17 protein-coding genes and 1 riboswitch are annotated in these 18,875 nt (G+C 64.6%); of the genes, 11 read left to right on the top strand and 6 right to left on the bottom strand.

All coding sequences use genetic code 11. The features are described from left to right. Positions 1 to 6 precede the first annotated feature (6 nt). Both M2335_RS09850 and M2335_RS09845 read left to right on the top strand, forming a co-directional pair. The gene (locus M2335_RS09850; RefSeq protein ID WP_264594565.1) at positions 7 to 678 is read left to right on the top strand and encodes a hypothetical protein; all 672 of its coding nucleotides are present in this window, start codon (positions 7 to 9) and stop codon (positions 676 to 678) included. A gap of 21 nt (positions 679 to 699) precedes the next feature. Continuing rightward, positions 700 to 1,182, top strand: coding sequence for an EF-hand domain-containing protein (locus M2335_RS09845; RefSeq protein ID WP_264570194.1), 483 nt, complete (start codon positions 700 to 702; stop codon positions 1,180 to 1,182). A gap of 51 nt (positions 1,183 to 1,233) precedes the next feature. Here M2335_RS09845 and M2335_RS09840 read toward each other — a convergent pair whose 3' ends face one another. Continuing rightward, the gene (locus M2335_RS09840) at positions 1,234 to 2,583 is read right to left on the bottom strand and encodes a neutral/alkaline non-lysosomal ceramidase N-terminal domain-containing protein (protein ID WP_264594564.1); all 1,350 of its coding nucleotides are present in this window, start codon (positions 2,581 to 2,583) and stop codon (positions 1,234 to 1,236) included. A gap of 132 nt (positions 2,584 to 2,715) precedes the next feature. After that, positions 2,716 to 4,344 (bottom strand): GMC family oxidoreductase, encoded by a 1,629-nt coding sequence (locus tag M2335_RS09835; protein WP_264594563.1) that lies wholly within the window; start codon positions 4,342 to 4,344, stop codon positions 2,716 to 2,718. Between the two features lie 63 nt (positions 4,345 to 4,407). Between M2335_RS09835 and M2335_RS09830 the strand changes: the two genes are divergently transcribed. From M2335_RS09830 to M2335_RS09795, 8 genes are all read left to right on the top strand, one after another. Beyond that, positions 4,408 to 5,838 (top strand): aldehyde dehydrogenase family protein, encoded by a 1,431-nt coding sequence (locus M2335_RS09830; RefSeq protein WP_264594562.1) that lies wholly within the window; start codon positions 4,408 to 4,410, stop codon positions 5,836 to 5,838. 14 nt (positions 5,839 to 5,852) lie between these two features. Then, entirely contained in the window at positions 5,853 to 6,527 is a 675-nt protein-coding gene (gene ligK / locus M2335_RS09825) for a 4-carboxy-4-hydroxy-2-oxoadipate aldolase/oxaloacetate decarboxylase (RefSeq protein ID WP_319801208.1), read from the top strand. Between the two features lie 86 nt (positions 6,528 to 6,613). Further along, positions 6,614 to 6,880 (top strand): DUF2171 domain-containing protein, encoded by a 267-nt coding sequence (locus M2335_RS09820; RefSeq protein ID WP_181559551.1) that lies wholly within the window; start codon positions 6,614 to 6,616, stop codon positions 6,878 to 6,880. Position 6,881: 1 nt separating this feature from the next. Further along, a complete protein-coding gene (egtB, locus tag M2335_RS09815; protein WP_264594560.1) occupies positions 6,882 to 8,156 on the top strand; it encodes an ergothioneine biosynthesis protein EgtB in 1,275 nt (424 codons plus the stop codon). Positions 8,157 to 8,158: 2 nt separating this feature from the next. Beyond that, complete coding sequence (gene egtD, locus M2335_RS09810) at positions 8,159 to 9,148, top strand: L-histidine N(alpha)-methyltransferase (protein WP_413716115.1); 990 nt, start codon at positions 8,159 to 8,161, stop codon at positions 9,146 to 9,148. A gap of 260 nt (positions 9,149 to 9,408) precedes the next feature. Beyond that, a complete protein-coding gene (locus M2335_RS09805) occupies positions 9,409 to 12,351 on the top strand; it encodes a TonB-dependent receptor plug domain-containing protein (RefSeq protein WP_264594559.1) in 2,943 nt (980 codons plus the stop codon). Between the two features lie 71 nt (positions 12,352 to 12,422). Beyond that, positions 12,423 to 14,099 carry a CocE/NonD family hydrolase gene (locus M2335_RS09800; RefSeq protein ID WP_264594558.1) on the top strand — a complete coding sequence of 559 codons (1,677 nt, stop codon included), beginning with the start codon at positions 12,423 to 12,425 and terminating at the stop codon, positions 14,097 to 14,099. A gap of 221 nt (positions 14,100 to 14,320) precedes the next feature. Further along, positions 14,321 to 14,740, top strand: a complete 420-nt coding sequence (locus M2335_RS09795) for a MerC domain-containing protein (protein WP_264594557.1) — start codon at positions 14,321 to 14,323, stop codon at positions 14,738 to 14,740. Here the strand turns inward: M2335_RS09795 and M2335_RS09790 are convergent. The 3 genes from M2335_RS09790 to M2335_RS09780 all read right to left on the bottom strand — a co-directional run bounded on the left by M2335_RS09790 (position 14,664) and on the right by M2335_RS09780 (position 16,833). Further along, positions 14,664 to 15,668 (bottom strand): homoserine O-succinyltransferase, encoded by a 1,005-nt coding sequence (locus tag M2335_RS09790; protein WP_264595391.1) that lies wholly within the window; start codon positions 15,666 to 15,668, stop codon positions 14,664 to 14,666. The genes M2335_RS09795 and M2335_RS09790 overlap by 77 nt on opposite strands. 36 nt (positions 15,669 to 15,704) lie before the next feature. Next, positions 15,705 to 15,809: riboswitch (SAM-I-IV-variant riboswitch) on the bottom strand. 43 nt (positions 15,810 to 15,852) lie between these two features. Further along, positions 15,853 to 16,227 (bottom strand): nuclear transport factor 2 family protein, encoded by a 375-nt coding sequence (locus M2335_RS09785; protein WP_264594556.1) that lies wholly within the window; start codon positions 16,225 to 16,227, stop codon positions 15,853 to 15,855. Between the two features lie 12 nt (positions 16,228 to 16,239). Further along, positions 16,240 to 16,833: a LysE family translocator gene (locus M2335_RS09780; protein WP_181559558.1), complete on the bottom strand. Its 594-nt coding sequence runs from the start codon at positions 16,831 to 16,833 to the stop codon at positions 16,240 to 16,242. Between the two features lie 87 nt (positions 16,834 to 16,920). Between M2335_RS09780 and M2335_RS09775 the strand changes: the two genes are divergently transcribed. Continuing rightward, complete coding sequence (locus M2335_RS09775) at positions 16,921 to 18,309, top strand: PLP-dependent aminotransferase family protein (RefSeq protein ID WP_264594555.1); 1,389 nt, start codon at positions 16,921 to 16,923, stop codon at positions 18,307 to 18,309. A 14-nt stretch (positions 18,310 to 18,323) separates the two neighbouring features. On the opposite strand, the gene M2335_RS09770 is transcribed toward M2335_RS09775, so the two are convergent. Next, positions 18,324 to 18,872: an AAA family ATPase gene (locus M2335_RS09770; RefSeq protein ID WP_264594554.1), complete on the bottom strand. Its 549-nt coding sequence runs from the start codon at positions 18,870 to 18,872 to the stop codon at positions 18,324 to 18,326. Between the last annotated feature and the right edge of the window lie 3 nt (positions 18,873 to 18,875).

Genomic DNA, 18,875 nt, shown 5'->3' with positions numbered 1-18,875 from the left:
TCGTTGGTGAATGCGCCGCCTACCGCGCTCGGTGCCGATCACGAGCCCGCCCCGTTGCAGCGCCTGTTGCTCGCACACACGCCTGCGGCGGAACGCTCATGGCATGCGCTGTGCTGGCAATTGGATGCCCGGTTGGCGGAACTGATCCGTCGACGGGCCGATCCGACCATCGCCGCCATTCGCTTCGCCTGGTGGGATGCCGTGCTGGTGGAACGGGATGATGCCAAGGGGCGCGGCGAGCCTCTGGTCGATGCCTGGCGCCAGCAAGCGGACGCCGGTGCCAGCACCGCGGCCGAACGGCTGATCGACGGATGGCGCGTGCTTGCCTCGCCCGATCCTCTCAGCGACGAGGATTTGCTGGACTATGCGCTGGCTCGTGGCGGGGGGCTGTTTGCGCTGCTGGCCGGAGGAGAGAGCGAGGCGGCCAATCGGCTCGGCGCGCTCTGGGCCTTGTGGGATCTGGCCGGTCACGCCAGCGAGGAGGCTCTTGGGCGCCGGAGCCTCACGCTTGCCTCGGATTTTCTGCCTCGGGATGCACGATCAGCCCGCAGTCTGCCGCGCCCCCTGCGTTTGCTCGCCGCTGTTGCCATGCCGGACGTCCGCGCCGCCCGGCTGCCATCGCGCGGCTTCACGCCCCGCCAGTACAGCCGCTTGCTGATCGCCGCCCTGCGCGGTTAATCTCCCTGCGGGGGGCCTGCGATGGGGCGATTCTTTGCCGGTGTACTTTCCGCGCTGCTGTTCGTCGCGGCGGGGCTGTTCTGGTGGCAGTCCGCCGTGGATGCGGACATGCAGCCGCGCGTCGCCAATGGTGGCCTGCGCGCAGAAGCGCCGCCCTTGCCCGGGCCGGGCGATCCCAATGCACGCGGGGCGCCGCCGCCCGACGTCCCGGAAGCCACAGAGCGCACCCGCGAGCAGAAGCGCTTCGACCGCTATGATCGCAATCGCGATGGCGTGGTGACGCGTCTGGAAATGATGGCGAGCCGAACGAGCGCGTTCCGCAAGCTGGATAAGGACGGCAACAACCTCCTCTCGTTCGAGGAGTGGGCCGTGGCGACATCGACCCGTTTTGCCGGAGCGGATGCAAACCGCGATGGGCGTCTGGTCCCAGTCGAATTCGCGACGACCGCACCCCGGCCCAGCGCGACGCGCGCGGGGCCGGTCTGCAAGTGCGAAGAGGATTGAGCCGAAGCGGATTGGGCCGGAGGCGGGAAGGGGGCCGTAGCCCCCTTGGCCTTACTTGGCGGCGTCAGTCTGCTCGACCAGATCGAGCAGACCATTGACAATGCCGCTTTCCGCGCAGCCGGGCTTCAGGCGCGAGGACACCACCTCGAAGGTATATTGGCCAAAAGCCGCATCGTTCGGGATGTAGCCCGATGGGCCAAAGCCGTTCGTCAGCGTCGCCATCATCGTGCGGCGCGAGGGCGCCTGCGCCTTGAAGCTGGTCGCGATGGGATTGAACACCTCGCCATTCACGCCGCCGATGAAGACATCGCCGATCTTCAGCATGCTGAGGTGAATGGGGATATCTGCCGCGTCGACATAGGTGCCGGCATAGCCTGCGCGGCCCTTGTCGGTGCGCTCGCGACCGGGGCACACCAACGTCTTGCTGGCGCCGGCGATGCCGTTCACCTTCTCGGGCCGTTCGAGGCGCAGGCGCATGGTCTGCAGCACTTCCTCACCCAGCATCTGGCCCATGGACTGGGCCATCTGCTTTTGCTGTTCCATCAGCTTGGCGACTTGCGGGTTCTTGCGGTCCATGCCGACGCCGCCGGGCGGCATGGCATTGCTGATGTCTTCGCCGCGCTTGGCATAATCGGCGATGCGGATCGCGCGCAGATCGTAGGTCTGCTGGAAGAAGATCGGGTTTTGGTCGCCCGCAGCACCCTCGGACCATACGGCCACCACATCATCGCCCATCGCATTTTCGATATAGCGGGAGGCGGCGCCGGGCAGATCGCCGCTCACCAGATCGAGATTGCCGGTCAGCACGGCATGGACGGCGTAGTTATAATAGATGGCGACCGGCTTTCCGGCCGCATTCTCGAAGCGCAGCACGGCCACGGTCTTGTCGGACGGGCCATCGACATTGGGGCCTTCCCACCAACGACGGTTGTCCGGGTCGATGATGTTGCGGTTCACGTTGATGTAGGACTTGCCTTCGCCGAAGGCGACCTTGCCCGGCTGCATCTTGCCGACCGCTTCGCGCACGGCCTGGACGATCTGGTCCTCCAGCTTGGGGTGCGGACCCCAGGGCACGCTGTGGGTGTGGGTCGCGGTGAGCATGACGCGCTCCGGCGCGATGCCGAGATCGCTGCTCAGGCGAGCGGTGACGCCGCTCCACAGGTCCGTCGGGATTGCACCCACATCCACCGTCACGAGCGCGGCGCGCTCGCCATTGCTCTCCAGCGCGATGGCGCGGACGTAAATGGGGTCCAGAACGCCGGTATAGGGCTCTTTCAGGCTCTTGGCGGCCGGGGTCCAATCGACCTTGGCGGCGCCGACTTTCAGTTCTGCCTGAGCAGGCGCGGCGATCGCGGTCCCCATGGCCAGCATGGCGGCGCCGGCGATCAAAAATCTCTTCATTTCAAAGCCTCCTCATCCTCGTGCGGCTGCGGCGAGTCTCGCATCCAGCGGGCCGATGGGTGGGAGGGGTAGCGAAGCGAGGCGGGAAGGGCCAGCAAAAATGCAATCGATTGCCGCGGGGAGTGTCCCCCTTCAGCCGGACTGCGGCGGGACGACGCCCAGAATCAGGTCGGCGGCCTTTTCCGCGATCATGATCACCGGCGCATTGGTATTGCCGCCCACAATGCGAGGCATGACAGAGGCGTCGGCCACGCGCAGGCCCTCAATGCCACGGACCCGCAAGGCCGGGTCGACCACAGCCTGCTCATCGGTGCCCATGGCGCAAGTCGAGGAGGCATGATGGGCGAGCACGCTGCTGCGGCGATTATAGGCGTCGATCTCCGCATCGCTCTGCACGCGATCGCCGGGCATGATCTCGCCTCCGGCAAGGTCGCGCAGCGGCGCGGTGGCAAAGAACTCCCGCAACATGCGCACCGCCCGGCGCATCGTCACCAGATCCCGTTCGTCCTCATACATGTTGATTCGGATCTCGGGCGCGTCCGCCGGGTTGCGCGAGCGCAGGCGCACGCTGCCCCGGCTTTCGGGCCTCAGCAACACGGCGAACGCGCTCATGGCATGACCGGCGCCCTTGCGGATGCCGGGGAACCAGACGCGGGCATCGAGCCGGGTGGGGTAGATATTGGCCTTGATATCCGGCCGCGCCAGCCCGGGCCTGGTCGGCATGAAGCCAAAGGCGGTGACCGGCAATTGAGTCGCCCGGTCCCCCCGGCCGAGGAAGAAGCGTCCCACATTCAACAGAAGCCGGTCGAAGCGCAGATTGCTTTCGAAGCCGATGGGCTCGGTCAGCGTGTAGCCAAGGCCGGTGAGGGGATGCTCCTGAAGATTGCGGCCAACCCCGGGCAAATCGGTCACGACATCGATACCGAGCGCGCGCAAGTCGTCCGCCGGGCCGATCCCGGAAAGCATCAGCAACTGCGGCGAGTTGTAGGTGCCCGCGCACAATATGACCTCGCGACGTGCGCGCAGCAAAGTCGGCCGGCCTTTATCGATGATCTCGACGCCCACCGCGCGCCCGGCCTCGATGACGATCCGGGTGACCGTGCAGCCGGTCCGAATGGCCAGATTGGGTCGATGCGCGACGGGATGCAGGAACTGCCGCGCACTGCTGGCGCGGCGGCCTTTGTCCACCGTCACTTCGGGCGGTGCAAAGCCGTGCCCGCTATTTGGCCCATGCTGATCGTCGAGAATTGGATGGCCAAGGGCGCGCGCGGTCTGCATCACCGCATCATGCAAAGGCCCAGTCGTCTCGACCGGGCTGACCGTCAGCGGCCCGTCGACGCCATGATCTGCGCTGTCGCCGCGCCAGCTCCGTTCGGAGCGGCGGAAATAGGGGAGCACCTCGTCCCAACTCCAGCCGGTGGCGCCGAGTGCCGACCATTCATCATAGTCTGCTGGATGGCCGCGCGCGTAGACCATGCCGTTGATCGAGGAGGTGCCGCCCAAAACCTTGCCCCGTGGCAGCCACAGGCGCCGGCCATCCAGCCCCGGCTCGGGCTCGCTCCAATAGGGCCAGGTCAGGAACGGCATGGTTTGCAGCTTCATGAAGGCAAAGGGCATGCGGATCAGCGGGTGGCGATCGTGCCCGCCTGCCTCCAGCAACAAGACCCGGTTTTCCGGCGCGGCCGACAGGCGGCTGGCGAGGACGCATCCCGCCGACCCCGCGCCGATGATGATATAATCTGCGCTTTCCGATTGCGGCACCGGCGCCTCTCTGAAATAGTATATTCTCGTGCTATACAATCCTCACGCCAAGGTGTCACGACTTTGAATGCTCCGCTGTATCAGGATCGTCTCTTCATCGGCGGCGCTTGGGTCGAGCCGCACGGCCGGGACATCATCGAGGTTCGGTCTCCGGCGGATGGAACGTTGCTCGGGCGCGCGGTCCTCGGCGATGCGATCGACGCAGATCGCGCCGTCGCTGCTGCCCGGCAGGCGTTCACCTCATGGTCGCAGAGCAGCATCGCGGAAAGGCTGGACGTGCTCGCCCGGATGCGCGCCGCCTTCGAGACGCTGGCACCCGCGCTGGAGGATCATCTCATGCGGGAGATCGGCCTGACGCGCATGGTCGCGCAGGGGCAGAGCATGATGTGCCGGGCGCATTTCGATAGCATGACCGAGATTCTCGCGCGCTATCCCTTCGCCCGGACGATGCCCGGCGGCTTCGAGATCGTGCGGGAACCGATTGGCGTGGTGGTGGCGATCACCAGCTGGAATGCCCCGGTCAATCAGATGCTGTGCAAGGCTGTACCGGCGATCGCTGCGGGATGCACGGTGATCGTCAAGCCGAGCGAACATGCGCCATTGTGCGGCGGGCTGCTCGCGGAGGCGATGGCACAGGCGGACCTGCCGCCCGGCCTGTTCAATCTCGTCAACGGTCGCGGCGCGGATTGCGGGCAGCGCCTCGCCGCGCATCCCGATGTAGACATGATCTCGATCACCGGATCGGTGGCGGGCGGCGCGGCGGTCGCGGCGGCGGCCGCACCGACGATCAAGCGGGTGCATCAGGAATTGGGCGGGAAGGGCGCCAATATCCTGCTGCCGGAAGCTGATTTTGCGGCGGTCGTCCCGCGCAGCGTGGCGGCGTGCATGATGGTGGCAGGGCAAGTCTGCGCCGCGCCGACCCGGCTGATCGTCCCGGCCGACCGGTTCGAGGAGGTTGCCGCGCTTGCCGTGGCCGCCGCGCAGGGCCTTGTCGTGGGGCCGCCTGATGATCCCGCAACAAGCTTCGGCCCGCTGATGAACGCGGCGCAGTTCGATCGCGTTCAGGGCCTGATCCAGCAGGCGATCGATGAAGGCCAGTCCCTATTGACCGGGGGTCTCGGACGACCCGCCCATCTGCCGACCGGCTATTACGCCAGGCCAACCATCTTCGGTCCGGTCGCACCGGATGCCGCCATCGCCACGCAGGAGGTCTTCGGCCCGGTCCTGTGCATCCTCACCTATCCCAATGTTGACGAGGCCATCGAAATCGCCAATGCCACCGACTTCGGCCTCGCCGCCTATGTGCAGTCGGCCCATCCCGCGTCGGCGCGGGCCGTCGCAGCCCGTGTGCGGGCCGGTTATGTGTCGATCAACTTTCCGCCATGGACGGCGGCGGCGCCGTTCGGGGGATACAGAAGGTCCGGCAATGGCCGGCAATATGGTGTCTGGGGACTGGAAGAGTTTCTGGAGACCAAAACAATCATCGCAAGCTAAAAGGGGCAGGAGCAATCATGGGTGTGGTCGTACAGAATATCGAGCGTGCTGATCCTGAGGTGATTGACGGTTTGGCGGCGTGCGGTGTTGCGACGGTTCATGAGGCGCAAGGGCGCACGGGTTTGCTGGCCAGCTATATGCGGCCGATTTATGCCGGCGCGCGGATCGCGGGTAGTGCAGTGACGATCAGCGCGCCTCCGGGTGACAATTGGATGGTGCATGTCGCCATCGAGCAGTTGAAGGCCGGCGACATCCTGCTGCTGGCCCCGACCAGCCCCTGCGAGGATGGCTATTTCGGCGATCTGCTGGCGACCTCGGCGCAGGCGCGGGGGTGCCGCGGCCTGATCATTGATGCCGGCGTGCGCGATGTGCGCGACCTCACCGAGATGAACTTCCCGGTCTGGTCCAAGGCCGTCTATGCGCAGGGCACAGTCAAGAACACCCTGGGCAGCGTGAACATCCCGGTGGTCTGCGCCAACGCGCTGGTCAATCCCGGGGATGTGATTGTCGCTGATGATGACGGCGTGTGCGTCGTCCCCCGCGCCAACGCCGCCAAGGTGCTGGAAGCATCGCGGGCCCGTGAGGCGAACGAGGCTGGCAAGCGTACGCGCCTTGCAGCCGGAGAGTTCAGTCTCGACGTATTCGATCTGCGCCAGCGGATCATGGACGCCGGGTTGCGCTACGTCTGAGCCAAAGATTCGCTCGGATCGGGCTGCATCCAATATCGGCCTTGCGCGTTAGGCTATCGGGTTCCCGATCAAGCGTGGAGGCAATTGTGGCCGATCTCAGCAACGTCAAAGAGCATATGTCCATCATCGGCGCGGATGGCGTGCATATCGGCACCGTCGACCATGTCGAGGGCGACCGCATCAAGATGACGCGCGCGGACAGCGGTTCGCATGGCAAGCATCACCATTATCTGTCGGGCGGGCTCGTTGCAGAGGTGGAAGGCGACAAGGTGCGCTTGTCCGCAACCGGAGCAGCGGCCCTGCTGTTCGAAGAGGAGCAGGACGGGAAGCCGATCGCGGACATGAATCCCTGAGATGGCGAGCCGCGCGCAGGTCGCCGAGGCATGTTCTGCGGACCTGGCTGACCGCTTCCAATCCGTCCGCTCGCTTTCTCTCGACCTGTCGGCGCCGCTGAGCGATCCTGACGCGACGGTGCAGTCGATGCCCGACGCCTCGCCGGCCAAGTGGCACCTCGCCCATACGACCTGGTTTTTCGAAACCTTCGTGCTGCGCGACCATGTGCCGGGCTATGTCGCGCATGACGATCGCTGGGCCTATCTCTTCAACAGCTATTATGAAGCGGAGGGGCCGCGACACCCGCGCCCTCATCGAGGCCTGCTCACGCGCCCCACGCTCGCGGAGGTCCGCGATTATCGGGGGCGGGTCGATGAGGCGGTCCTGAATGCGATGCCTCGGCTTGCGGAGGCGTGCCCGGACTTGCTCACCCTCGGCCTCCATCATGAGCAGCAGCATCAGGAACTGATGCTGACCGATCTCAAGCATCTGTTTTCGTGCAACCCGCTGGATGTCGCTTTGTGGCCCGCACAACCGCGAGGACATAGCGAGACCCCGGCCGTGCGCTGGATCGAGCGACCCAACGGCCTTGCCGACATTGGCCACGCAGATGGCGATGCCGCCTTCGCCTTCGATAATGAGCAGCCGCGTCATCCCCATTATCTCGCGCCCCACGCGCTCGCCAATCGACCGGTCAGCAATGGCGAGTGGCGCGCGTTCATCGAGGATGGCGGCTATCGCACGGCATCCCTGTGGCTGTCAGACGGATGGGACTGGTGCAATCGTGAGGGGATCGGCCATCCGCTTTACTGGCGGAAGTCGGATGGCGCCTGCGAGCAGTTCAGTCTTTCGGGCTGGCAGGCCGTGGATGATGCCGATCCGGTCACGCATATCAGCTTCTACGAGGCCGATGCCTTTGCGAGCTGGTCCGGCGCGCGCCTGCCCACCGAGCAGGAACTGGAAGCGGCGGCACAGGGTGCCGATCCTCACGGCGGCATCCAGCTTGACGGGCCGGGACCGGTCGCGCCGCGATGCCCGGAAGATGGGCCCGGCCTTCTCTCGCTGTTCGGCAATGTCTGGGAATGGACCGGTTCGGCCTATCGACCCTATCCCGGCTTTCGCACCGCCGAGGGCGCGGTCGGCGAATATAATGGCAAGTTCATGAGCAGCCAGTTCGTGCTGAAGGGCGGGAGTTGCGCCACGCCGCGCGGCCATATGCGCGCCTCGTACCGGAATTTCTTTCACCCCCATCAGCGCTGGCAGTTCACCGGACTGCGGCTCGCAAAGGACTGCTAACCATGGCGACGATGCCCAAACTCGATCTGCTGGACCGCTGCGCACCGGATGAAGGCACCAGTGCATTTTGCGAGGACGTCCTGTCGGGGCTTTCGCAACGGCAAAAGGCCATCCCGGCGCGCTGGTTTTACGATCTTGTCGGCTCGGAACTGTTCGAGGATATCACGCGGCTGCCCGAATATTACCCGACCCGCACGGAAGTCGGCTTGCTCAAGACCCATTGCGGTGATGTCGCAGGCCTGATCGGGGAGGGGCGGGTCGTTGTGGAGTTCGGCTCCGGCAGTTCGCTCAAGACCCCGCATCTGCTGCGGCAGGTCATCCCTTCCGCTTATGTGCCGATCGATATTTCGGGGGAATTTCTCCTCCAGTCCAACGCCGATCTCGCGCAATTGCTGCCGGACCTGCCGATCTATCCGGTCGAAGCCGACTTCACCAAAGCCGTGGCGCTGCCCTCCGCGCTGCGTGGCAGTGCGATGCTCGGCTTCTTTCCGGGCTCCACCATCGGCAATCTCGCGCCCTTCGCCGCGACGGACCTTCTGCGCTCGATGCGCGACACGCTCGGCCATGGCTCGTGGCTGCTGATCGGCATCGACCGGGTGAAACCAATCGATCGCCTGATTGCCGCTTATGACGACGCGCAAGGCGTGACCGCGCAATTCAACCTCAATCTCCTGCACCGGATTAACCGGGAGCTGGGCGCGGACATTCCCGTGGACGATTTCCACCATGTCGCCCGTTGGAACCCCTCCGCGAGCCGGATCGAAATGCATCTTGAGGCGCAGCGGGACGTCGCGTTCCAGGTCGAGGACCGCCTGTTCTTCATGCGCGATGGGGAAACCATCCATACTGAGAACAGCCACAAATATACTGAACAGTCCGCTCGCGCTCTGCTTTCAGCCGGTGGCTGGACCCCCCGACAGGTTTGGACCGACGCCCGGGAGGACTTCCTCCTGATCCTCGCCGAGGCTGAGACGATTCCCCTCGCTCCCTGACCTCGCTGGGGGGGTCTGGTGCTCAGAAACCGCCATCCGAGTGGACTTTTTCAACGCAACACGCCAGTTTTGTGACCGATATGTCACACCTCGCCAATGAGGCAGTTAACTCGCGCTAAAGGTGTTGAGGGATCAATTCTCCCTTGATAGTCCGTCATCGTTGTTTTTCCAGCATGTCGAACGGGGGCGGGCATTGTCTTTGCGCGCGCGTCGTTCGGCAAAGCTTGTGCCTAGTGCCTGATCAGGAGAGGAGATTGTCCATGTCCCCATTCATTACCCGTTCGCGCATTTTGCGGGCCGGTGCCGGTGCCAGCCTGAGCGCTCTCGCGCTCGGCATGGCTTTTGTCGCCACGCCCGCTTTCGCCCAGGACGCCGCGCAGCCGCAGGATGATGAGGCCGGCGAGGCGATCATCGTCACCGGCTCGCGCATCGCGCGCACCGGCTTCGATCAGCCCACGCCCGTTTCCGTCGTCGGCGGTGAGCAGATCGCGCGCCAGGCCGCCGTCAACGTCGCGCAGGTGCTGAACGAGCTGCCGTCCTTCCGTCCGCAGGCGACGCCGAGCACCAACGCGATCTTCGCCAACAACATCGGCGCCTCCACCGCCGACTTGCGCGGCCTCGGCGCCAACCGCACGCTCGTGCTCATCAACGGTCGCCGCGTGGTGGCCTCGACCGTGCAGGGCAGCTCCTTCGCCAATGCCGGCGCGGTCGACCTCAACATCATCCCGACCTCGCTGGTCGAGCGCGTCGACGTGGTGACCGGCGGTGCCTCGGCCGCTTACGGCTCGGACGCCGTCGCGGGCGTCGTCAACGTCATTCTCGACACCAACCTGACCGGCCTCAAGGGCTCGGCGCAGTACGGCATCAACGATGCAGGCGATGGCAAGGAATATCAGTTCGCCCTCGCCGGCGGCATGGGCTTTGCCGGTGGCCGTGGTCACATCGTCGCGGGCGTTGAATATTCCGACAACAAGGGCACAGGCGACTGCTACACCCGCGACTGGTGCGCGCTGGGCTACAACACGGTTGCCAATCCCTATCGTGTTGCGACCAATCCCTCACTCGGCCGGGTGGCGCCGGGTCTGCCGGCAACATTGATCCTGCCGAACACGACCACCGGTTCTTCGTCCTATAATGGTTTGATCCCTCTGGTTCCCAACACGCCGGCAAACGCGGCACTGATTGCCTCGGGACTTCCGGGTCTGGAGTTCCGGTCCAATGGCACGACGGGTCGTCACGACTTTGGAACCTACTACGGCTCCGGCCTCTTCCAGAGCGGCGGCGGCGATGGGCGTCAGCCTTTTTACGATAACTTCCCCATCGCCGCGCCTGTCGAGCGTCTGAACGCCTTTGTTCATGCAAAGTTCGAGGTCGCAGACGGCATCGAGCTGTTCACCGAAGGCTCGTACAGCCGGGTGAACGGTTCCACCATCGGCGCCCAGCGCCGTGACCTCGGCAATCTGACGATCCGTCAGGACAATGCCTATCTCCCTGATTCCGTCGCGAATACCATGGCAACGTTCGGCCTCGCATCCATTCCCTTCGGTCGCGTGTGGGAGGATCTTGGACCGCAGCGTTCGACGGTGAAGCGTGACACCTACCGCGCGGTCGTGGGTATCAATGCTGAAATGTGGGGCGACTGGAAATTCGATGCTTATTACCAGTTCGGTCGCACCGATTACTGGCAGCGTGGTTACAACACCTCGATCACGCCGCGCATTCAGCTGGCGATCGATGCCGTCGATCAAGGTGAATTCACCACCGGCGTTGCGAATGGCAACATTGTCTGCCGTGGCACCCTACAGGGCGTTGCCGCTGCTGCAGGCTGTGTGCCTCTGAACCCGTTCGGCGAGGGTAATGTCTCGGCTGCGGCCAAGGCTTGGACGCACGGCACGGTTGAACAGGACACCCGCCTGACCCAGAACGTTGTGGCAGCCTCGATGAACGGTACGCTCTTCCAAGGTTGGGCTGGCCCGATCAAGGCGGCGACTGGCGTGGAATTGCGCCAGGACATCGCACGCGGCCGTGCCGACGCGATTTCCCGCGCGCTCCAGTTCTACACCGGTCCGGGTGCGCCGATCGATGGTAAGGTCGACATTTTCGAAGCATTCGGCGAGCTCGATGTGCCGCTCGCGCCAGGTGTGTTCTTTAACGGTGCCGTTCGCTACACCGATTATTCCACCAGTGGCGATGTGATTACCTGGAAGGCCGGCCTGGAAGCCGCGCCGCTCGACTGGCTGCGCTTGCGCGGTACGCGGTCGCGCGACATTCGTGCGCCCAATCTGTTCGAGCTGTTCGGCCCGACGCAGACCAGCTTCCAGAGCGTCAACCCGGCAGCCGGTGGCCAGGTGCTCGCCTCGGTTCTGCTGGGCGGCAATCCCAATCTCGTCCCTGAGGAAGCGGATACGCTCACTGTTGGCGTGGTTCTCCAGCCCGACCTCGGCAGTGCTGGGCGCCTTCGGTTCTCGGTTGATTACTTCGACATCAAACTCAAGAACGCCGTTTCTCAACTTGGGGCGCAGGTGATCGTCACGGGTTGCGAGGTGAGCAATATCGCGACACTCTGCGACCTCATCACACGCGCTCCGCTGCAGTCCGGTCAGACGCTGGGTACGATCCAGTCGATCACCAACCGCAACATCAATCTGGGTAGCCTCATCACGCGGGGCTGGGATATTGAGGCGGCCTACACGTTGCCGATCAACGTGTTGGGCGGTAGCGTTTCGTTGCGCGGCATGGCCACGATCATCGACGATCTGATCACCGACTCGGCAAGTGGCGTCATCGACCGTGCGGGCATGAATGGCTCGCCCGTGTCGCAGCCCTCGGGCATGCCGCGTTACATCATCAATGGCTATGTGACGTTCAACGCTGATCCTGCGACCCTGCAGGTTCAGGTGCGGCACATCTCCGGCGGTACCTATAACAATGCGCTCGTGGGGCCGGGGCAGTACGGCTACGATCCGAACCGTACGGACAGCATCAACGACAACTACATCGCGCCTTGGACCTATGTGAACCTGAACGGCAGCGTCGCGGTCTGGAACCGTGGCGACCAGAAGATGGAGATCTTCGGCGCGATCAACAATCTGTTCGACAAGGATCCGCCGGTGGACGCACCGTCCAGCTTCGGTCCGACCAACAACGTGCTGTATGACGTGGTTGGCCGTTCCTACCGCATCGGTGCCCGGTTCAAGTTCTGATCCGTTAATGATGTGCCCGGCGGTCGAACCGATCGCCGGGCATTTTTAATTTCCAGACGAGAGGATAGTCGATGAGCGATACGGCCGGCTTCACGCTGATCATGAAGGATAGCATTGATCCCACGACAGCACCGGGCAAGCCGCCGCTGCCGCCGATTGCCCATGAGCAGTGGGAAGAGGACGGCCTCCTCATCGACCGCAATATCCAGGTGACGCTGCGCGACGGCGTTCACATCTACGTCGATCTCTATCGTCCCGCCGATGCCGCGGACGGCCCGCTGCCCGTGCTGCTGGGGTGGAGCCCTTATGGCAAGCATGGCCTGTCCGATAAGCTCTTCCCGCCTCATTCGGGCGTGGAGGCCGGTTGGATGTCCCGCTTCACCGCCTTCGAGGCGCCCGATCCGGCCTTCTGGTGCGCGCATGGCTATGCCGTGTGCAATGCGGATTCTCGCGGCATGTGGCAGTCCGAAGGGGACGTGCGCCACAACGGCCTTGGCGAGGGCGAGGATTGCTACGATCTCATCGAATGGCTCGCCGTGCAGGATTGGAGCAATGGCAAGGTCGGCATGACCGGCGTCTCCTATCTCGCGGCGATCCAGTATCTCGTCGGTCAGCTCAAGCCGCCGCATCTGGCCGCCATCAATCCATGGGAAGGCTTCTCGGACTGGTATCGCGAGTTCGCATATCATGGCGGCATTCGAGAGACGGGCTTCCTGCCGCGCGGCAGCAGCAATCTGCGCTTTGGCCATCAGCGCTACGAGGATACCAACGCCAATGTGCAGGCGCACCCTTTGTACGATGCCTATTGGGCGAGCAAGGAAGTCGACCTGTCGGCCATCGACATTCCGGCGCTGGTCGTCGGCAGCTGGGCGGATCAGGCGCTGCATACCCGCGGCACCTTCGAGGCCTTCCGCCAGTTCTCCTCGGCGGATAAATGGCTGATCGGCCATGGCCGCAAGAAATGGGCGCATTATTATATGCCCGAGAGCAAGGAACTGGCCCGCGTCTTTTTCGATCGCTATCTCAAAGGCGTCGAGAGCGGCCTTGCCGACTGGCCCAAGGTGCTACTCGAAGTCCGCGAAAGCGCGCAGACATGGACCATGCGCGGCGAGCAGGAATGGCCGCTGGCACGCACGGTCTACACGCCGCTCTATCTCGATGCCGCGACCGGCACGATGCAAGGCGAGCCCGTGGGCAATGCAGCCAGCGCCTCCTATGACCCGCTCGATGAAGCCGGCGAGGCCGGCTTCGATATCCGCTTCGACACGGATACCGAGCTGACCGGCTACATGAAGCTGCGCCTGTGGGTGGAAGCGCAGGGCGCGGACGACATGGACCTGTTCGTCGCGCTGCAGAAGCTCGATGCCGATGGCAATCCGGTGGGCATGACCTTCTACGCCTTTTTCGAGAACGGCCCTGTGGCGCTCGGTTGGCTGCGCGCCAGCCATCGTGCCCTGGATGACGCACGCTCGACGCCGTTCCAACCGGTCCACAGCCATCTGGTCGAGGAGCCGCTGGAGCCGGGCGTTCCGGTGCCTGTCGATATCGAGATCTGGCCGTCCTCCACGCTGTTCCGGGCGGGCGAGCAATTGCGCGTCGTCGTGAAGGGCATGGATATCTATCGCGAGGGCCTGCCGATGCTGCCCTTCGCGCGCCACGAAGAACTGCGCAACGCCGGCACACATATCATCCACACCGGTGGTCAGTATGACAGCCATCTACTGGTGCCGGTGATCCCCAAGGCTTGAATGCGAACGCCCGCGACGTGGAGTTTTCCACGTTGCGGGCGCGCTGGCGCAGTCTCAATGCTGGTGGAACTGAGAGGGTGGGCGGCTGCGCGTTGTTCAGGCTTCGCTCCCTGATTGGCGGCGCTTAGCGTTGAATAGCGGGCTGCTTCAGAGGTAGCGTTCCGACCAATTAAATGCCTCCATGCCTTGAAAGACATGATATACCATATCATAATAGTGGCATGGAAATGAATCACGCAGCCGCCGCATCTCCCCTCACGCAAACCCGGAGCAGAAACGACTGGCTGGATGGCTTTGCCGTCTGCGCCTCCGTCGCCTGCATGATCCACTGTCTGGGACTGCCGCTGCTGCTGGCAGCCCTCCCGGCCTTCGCCGATCAGATCGATCCGGGCGAGAGCTTCCACGCGATCGTCCTCGCGCTCGCGGTGCCGACCAGCGCCTTGGCGCTGGTGAGTGGTTGGCGCAGGCATCGCGCGCCCGTGCCCTTGGCGATCGGCGCGGTCGGCCTGGCGCTGATGGCGGTCGGCATCCTGTTCGCCAGTCTAGAGATTCTGGAAACGGCGATCACGGTCTCGGGCAGCCTGCTGCTCGCGGGGGCGCACATCGCCAACTGGAGGCTGCGGCGCGCGCGGAACCGGTGATGTCCTTCACGACACCGGCAATGGCTCCCGCCCGACATGCAAGGTCGAACGCGGTGGTTTGATAGGCCTCGTTGATCCAGTTGGCGAACAGCAGATGGGCGTGGCTCCGCCAGCTGTTCAGCGGTGGACGCGTTGGGTCATTCTGCGGGAAATAGTCGACAGGCAAACAGGCCCCGCCATCGCGGGCATATTCGCGTGCGAGCGTCTCCGTATCATATTCCAGATGGTTGAACATGTGGAGCATGTGCCGGGCCTCGTCATAAACCAGACCCGCGCCTGTTCCGGCCGCATCGGCAAGAATCTGCAGATGCGGCGCCGTCTCCAGCTCCATCTGCGGCACCTCGGTCCAGCGCGACACCGGCACGTCGAACACGTCGGACATGCCCCGCAGATATGGCGAGGTCGGCAGGCGATTGCGATGCGGGAAGATCCCGAACGCCTTCTGCTCCAAGGTGCGCTTGCGCAGGCCATGGAAGTGATAAAGCGCCGCCTGCGCCGCCCAGCAGATCGTCAGGCTGCGGTGAACATGCGTCTGCGTCCAGTCGAAGATGTCGGTCAGTTCCGGCCAGTAGCGTACATCCTCATAATCGAGCCGCTCCACCGGCGCCCCGGTGATGATGAAGCCATCGAACCGCTCATGACGTACCGCGCTCCACGGGCGATAAAAGGCGGCCATATGATCGGCGGAGGTATTGCGGGTGGCGTGATCCGTAATCCGCACCAGCGTCAGCTCGATCTGGAGCGGCGTGGCGCCGAGCAGCCGGGCAATCTGCGTCTCGGTGCTGATCTTGTCCGGCATCAGGTTCAGCAGGCCGATCCGCAATGGCCGGATGTCCTGCCGCGTTGCGGTGCCTTCGTCCATGACGAGGACGCCTTCCGCTTCCAGGGTACGGCGGGCGGGGAGGTGGTCTGGTATCTTGATCGGCACAGTGCGTCGGTCCTTGTCCGGGTCGACGCTGAGTGGCTTGATCCGCATAATTGCCGTTCGGCCACATCCTCCTTGCGGAGTGCCACCTTGCCCGGATTGGCAGGTTGGCGTTGGGCGTCGCCCCAACTCTTGATGTACCGAGCCTGCTAGACGCTCGCGCGGGCTTTGGCAACCGCGCCTGCTATCAGTCTGTGAGATCGATGCCGAAAAAGGCCTCGCCTTCCACCTGCTTGCCATCGACGAACCGCATCGTCTCCAGCGCGCGCCGGGATCGGCCGTTCCGCTGCGCGAGATAATGCACGTCCAGCACCTGTGCCTCGATGTCGCACACCGCCGCGATCAGGGTGAAGTGCATGTCCGTCGTGGCCGCAAGCGCATCGCACCAATAAGCGCGCAACGCGGCCTTGCCCTCGATAATGCGCGAACCGGTAACCTCCCTGGCCAAGGGACTGATGAAGCGCGCGTCCTCGGCGAAGTGCGAAAGCACCGCCTCCAGATCGCGCGCGTTCCAGTTGGCGATCCACCGGGCCGCAAAGCGCATCATCTCGTCGCGGGTCATGCGCCTATCTCCCTAGATCAGAAACAGCAGGGCGGTGAGCGCCGTCATGATGGCCATGGTACGCACGAAAAGTGTCATGGCCTTGCGACTCTCGAGCAATTCGCGCGCGCCGGCGCCCATGGCCGCCCAGCCCGCGATGGAGGGCAGGCCGACCAGCGAGAAAGCCGCGACGATCACCGCAAGCTGCAGACCCAGCGGACGGTCCGGCACGGTAAAGGTGGCGATGGCAGGCACGGTGATGGCCCATGCCTTGGGATTGATGAACTGGAAGGCCGCCGCCTGCCAGAAAGTCATCGGATGCGCGCCTTCACGCCGGGCCATGCCTTCGGATTGCCAGAGTTTCACTGCAAGCCAGGCCAGATAGGCTGCGCCCACGATGCGCAGCACCCAGCGCAGGATCGGCCAGGCTTCGAAGATCGCGCCAAGGCCCAACCCGCTCAAGGCCAGCATCGCCGCACAACCGAAGTTGATGCCGAAAATATGGGGCAGCGTCCGCCGGAATCCGAACACCAGCCCGGATGAGGCGAGCATGATGTTATTGGGGCCAGGCGTGGCCGTGCAGACGAAACTGTAGAGCGCCAAAGGCGCGAGCAGGCTGGTATCCATTATGATCTCCCGCTTGCGGAAATGATCGCGATTGACCCATGTGTCAAATGTGATATTGAACCGGTTCAATCTTATTGAGGATGGCAAATGAAGGGCTGGCGGCCGGAAGTGTCGGGCGACGATGCGCCGATGTACGAGCGTCTCGTCGCCGCGCTGGAGCGCGACGTGCGCGAGGGGCGGCTCGTCCCCGGTGATCGCCTTCCGCCGCAGCGCGACCTTGCTCATCGTCTGGCGCTGAGTGTCGGGACGGTCAGCCGCGCTTATGTCGAGGCGGAACGGCGGGGCTTTATCTCCAGCCATGTCGGGCGCGGTTCCTTCGTCGCGGACCGGGCGCGGCCGCAGTCGCCGGCCGAGGCGGGCGGGCCATTGGACATGGCGCGCAACATTCCGCCGCTCGCGCCTGCCGAGCGCTGGATCGGTGAAGGGTTGAGCCGTGTGCGACAGCGCGCGGATCTGGCGACAGCCGTCAATTATGCCCCGCCCGAGGGGCTTGAATCCATCCGGGAGGCCGGAGCCTCCTGGCTCCACCGTCGCCATGGCGTTCAGCGCGCCACGCGGGATCGCGTGATCCAGTGCAATGGCGGCCAACACGGCCTTGCGCTGGCCTTCTCGGCGCTGGCGCGGCCCGGCGATACGATCTTGTGCGAGGCGGCCACTTATCCCGGCATCCGGACGCTGGCCGATCATGCCGGCTATCGCCTGGGCGGTGTCGCCATGGATCAACGCGGGCTCGAACCCGAGGCACTGGCTCGGGCCGCCCGCGAAACCGGTGCGCGCGTGGTGGTGTTGATCCCGACCCTGCAGAACCCTACCACCATCACGCTCGATGCCGCGCGACGCGCAGAGATCATCGAGGTGGCGCGCGCGCAGGATCTGATGATCGTCGAGGACGATGCCTATCGCGTGTTCGCGGATCGCGACGCCCCGGAGAGTTTCGCCGATCTGGCGCCCGAGCGTACGCTCATGGTCGCGGCCGTGTCCAAGGCCGTGGCGCCGGGCCTTCGCCTCGGCTTTTTACTGCCGCCGGAGGATGCCGGGATTCGCGACCGACTGCTGCTCGGTGTCCGCGCCTTTGGTTATACGCCGCCGTCCTTGGGCGGTCTGGTGTTCAGCCAGTGGGAGCAGGATGGCACGGCCGATCGCATCGCCGACGAGCTGGTCGCCGAGACGGAGATGCGGACACAGCTTGCCCGCGACATTCTCGGCAAGGCCATGGCCGTGCCCGGCGCGTCGCGCAGCCTGCATGTGTGGATGCCGATGCCGATGCTCGATGCCGAGCGCCTGAGCGCCCGCGCCCTGCGTGCCGGCATTGCGCTCACCCCGCCCGATGCGCCGGCCGTCGATCCCTGTGCGCCCTCGGGCGTGCGGCTGTGCCTCGGCGCAATCCCGTCACGGGATCGTCTCGAGCACGCGCTTCATGAGGTGGTGGAGATGCTGACGCCGGCGGGCGACAGTACCGCGCGAGGGCTGGTGTAACGCGCGGTCGTTGGTCAGGCTGAGGCGTTGGCGCTGATCCTGCGCAGCACGAAATCCGCCCGCTCGTCTGGAGTCGTAAGCGGTAGCGGCACGAGATTATATCCAAGGTCGGAATAAACCCGGGCCATGACCTCATGGGTTGCCAAGGCTTCCGACCAGTCCTGTTTGCGCTCGGCATCCTGCGCATAAATGTCCGCCCAGGGCGGGGCGATGAAGACGTCGTTATTGTAGCGGTGCGCGCTGGCGGTCCGCTCCAGATCGTGCGGAATGGAAAGACCGCACAGAGTACGATAACCGATGACATCCGGGATGCCCCGGTCGAAGAGGATCGGGCCGAATTGTCCCTTTGCGGTCTCATAGGACGTCACGTCGAAGGCCAGCATCTTCTCCGCAAACGCCTCCCGGTCGGCCCAGGGCAGGGCGCTGCCGCCTGCGGCCATCTGTTGCTGGATGATCGCGCGCCCGGCCTCGGCCATGGTCGCGATGCCATGCCGGGCCAGCGCATCGAGCAGTGTGGTCTTGCCCGATCCGGAGCCGCCGGTGACGATGAAGAAGCGATCCAAGCT

It is taken from the genome of Sphingobium sp. B12D2B, from assembly GCF_025961775.1.
Taxonomy (GTDB): domain Bacteria; phylum Pseudomonadota; class Alphaproteobacteria; order Sphingomonadales; family Sphingomonadaceae; genus Sphingobium.
The sequence above is the reverse complement of the archived record's forward strand: the minus strand, read 5'-3'. Positions and strand labels throughout refer to the sequence as shown.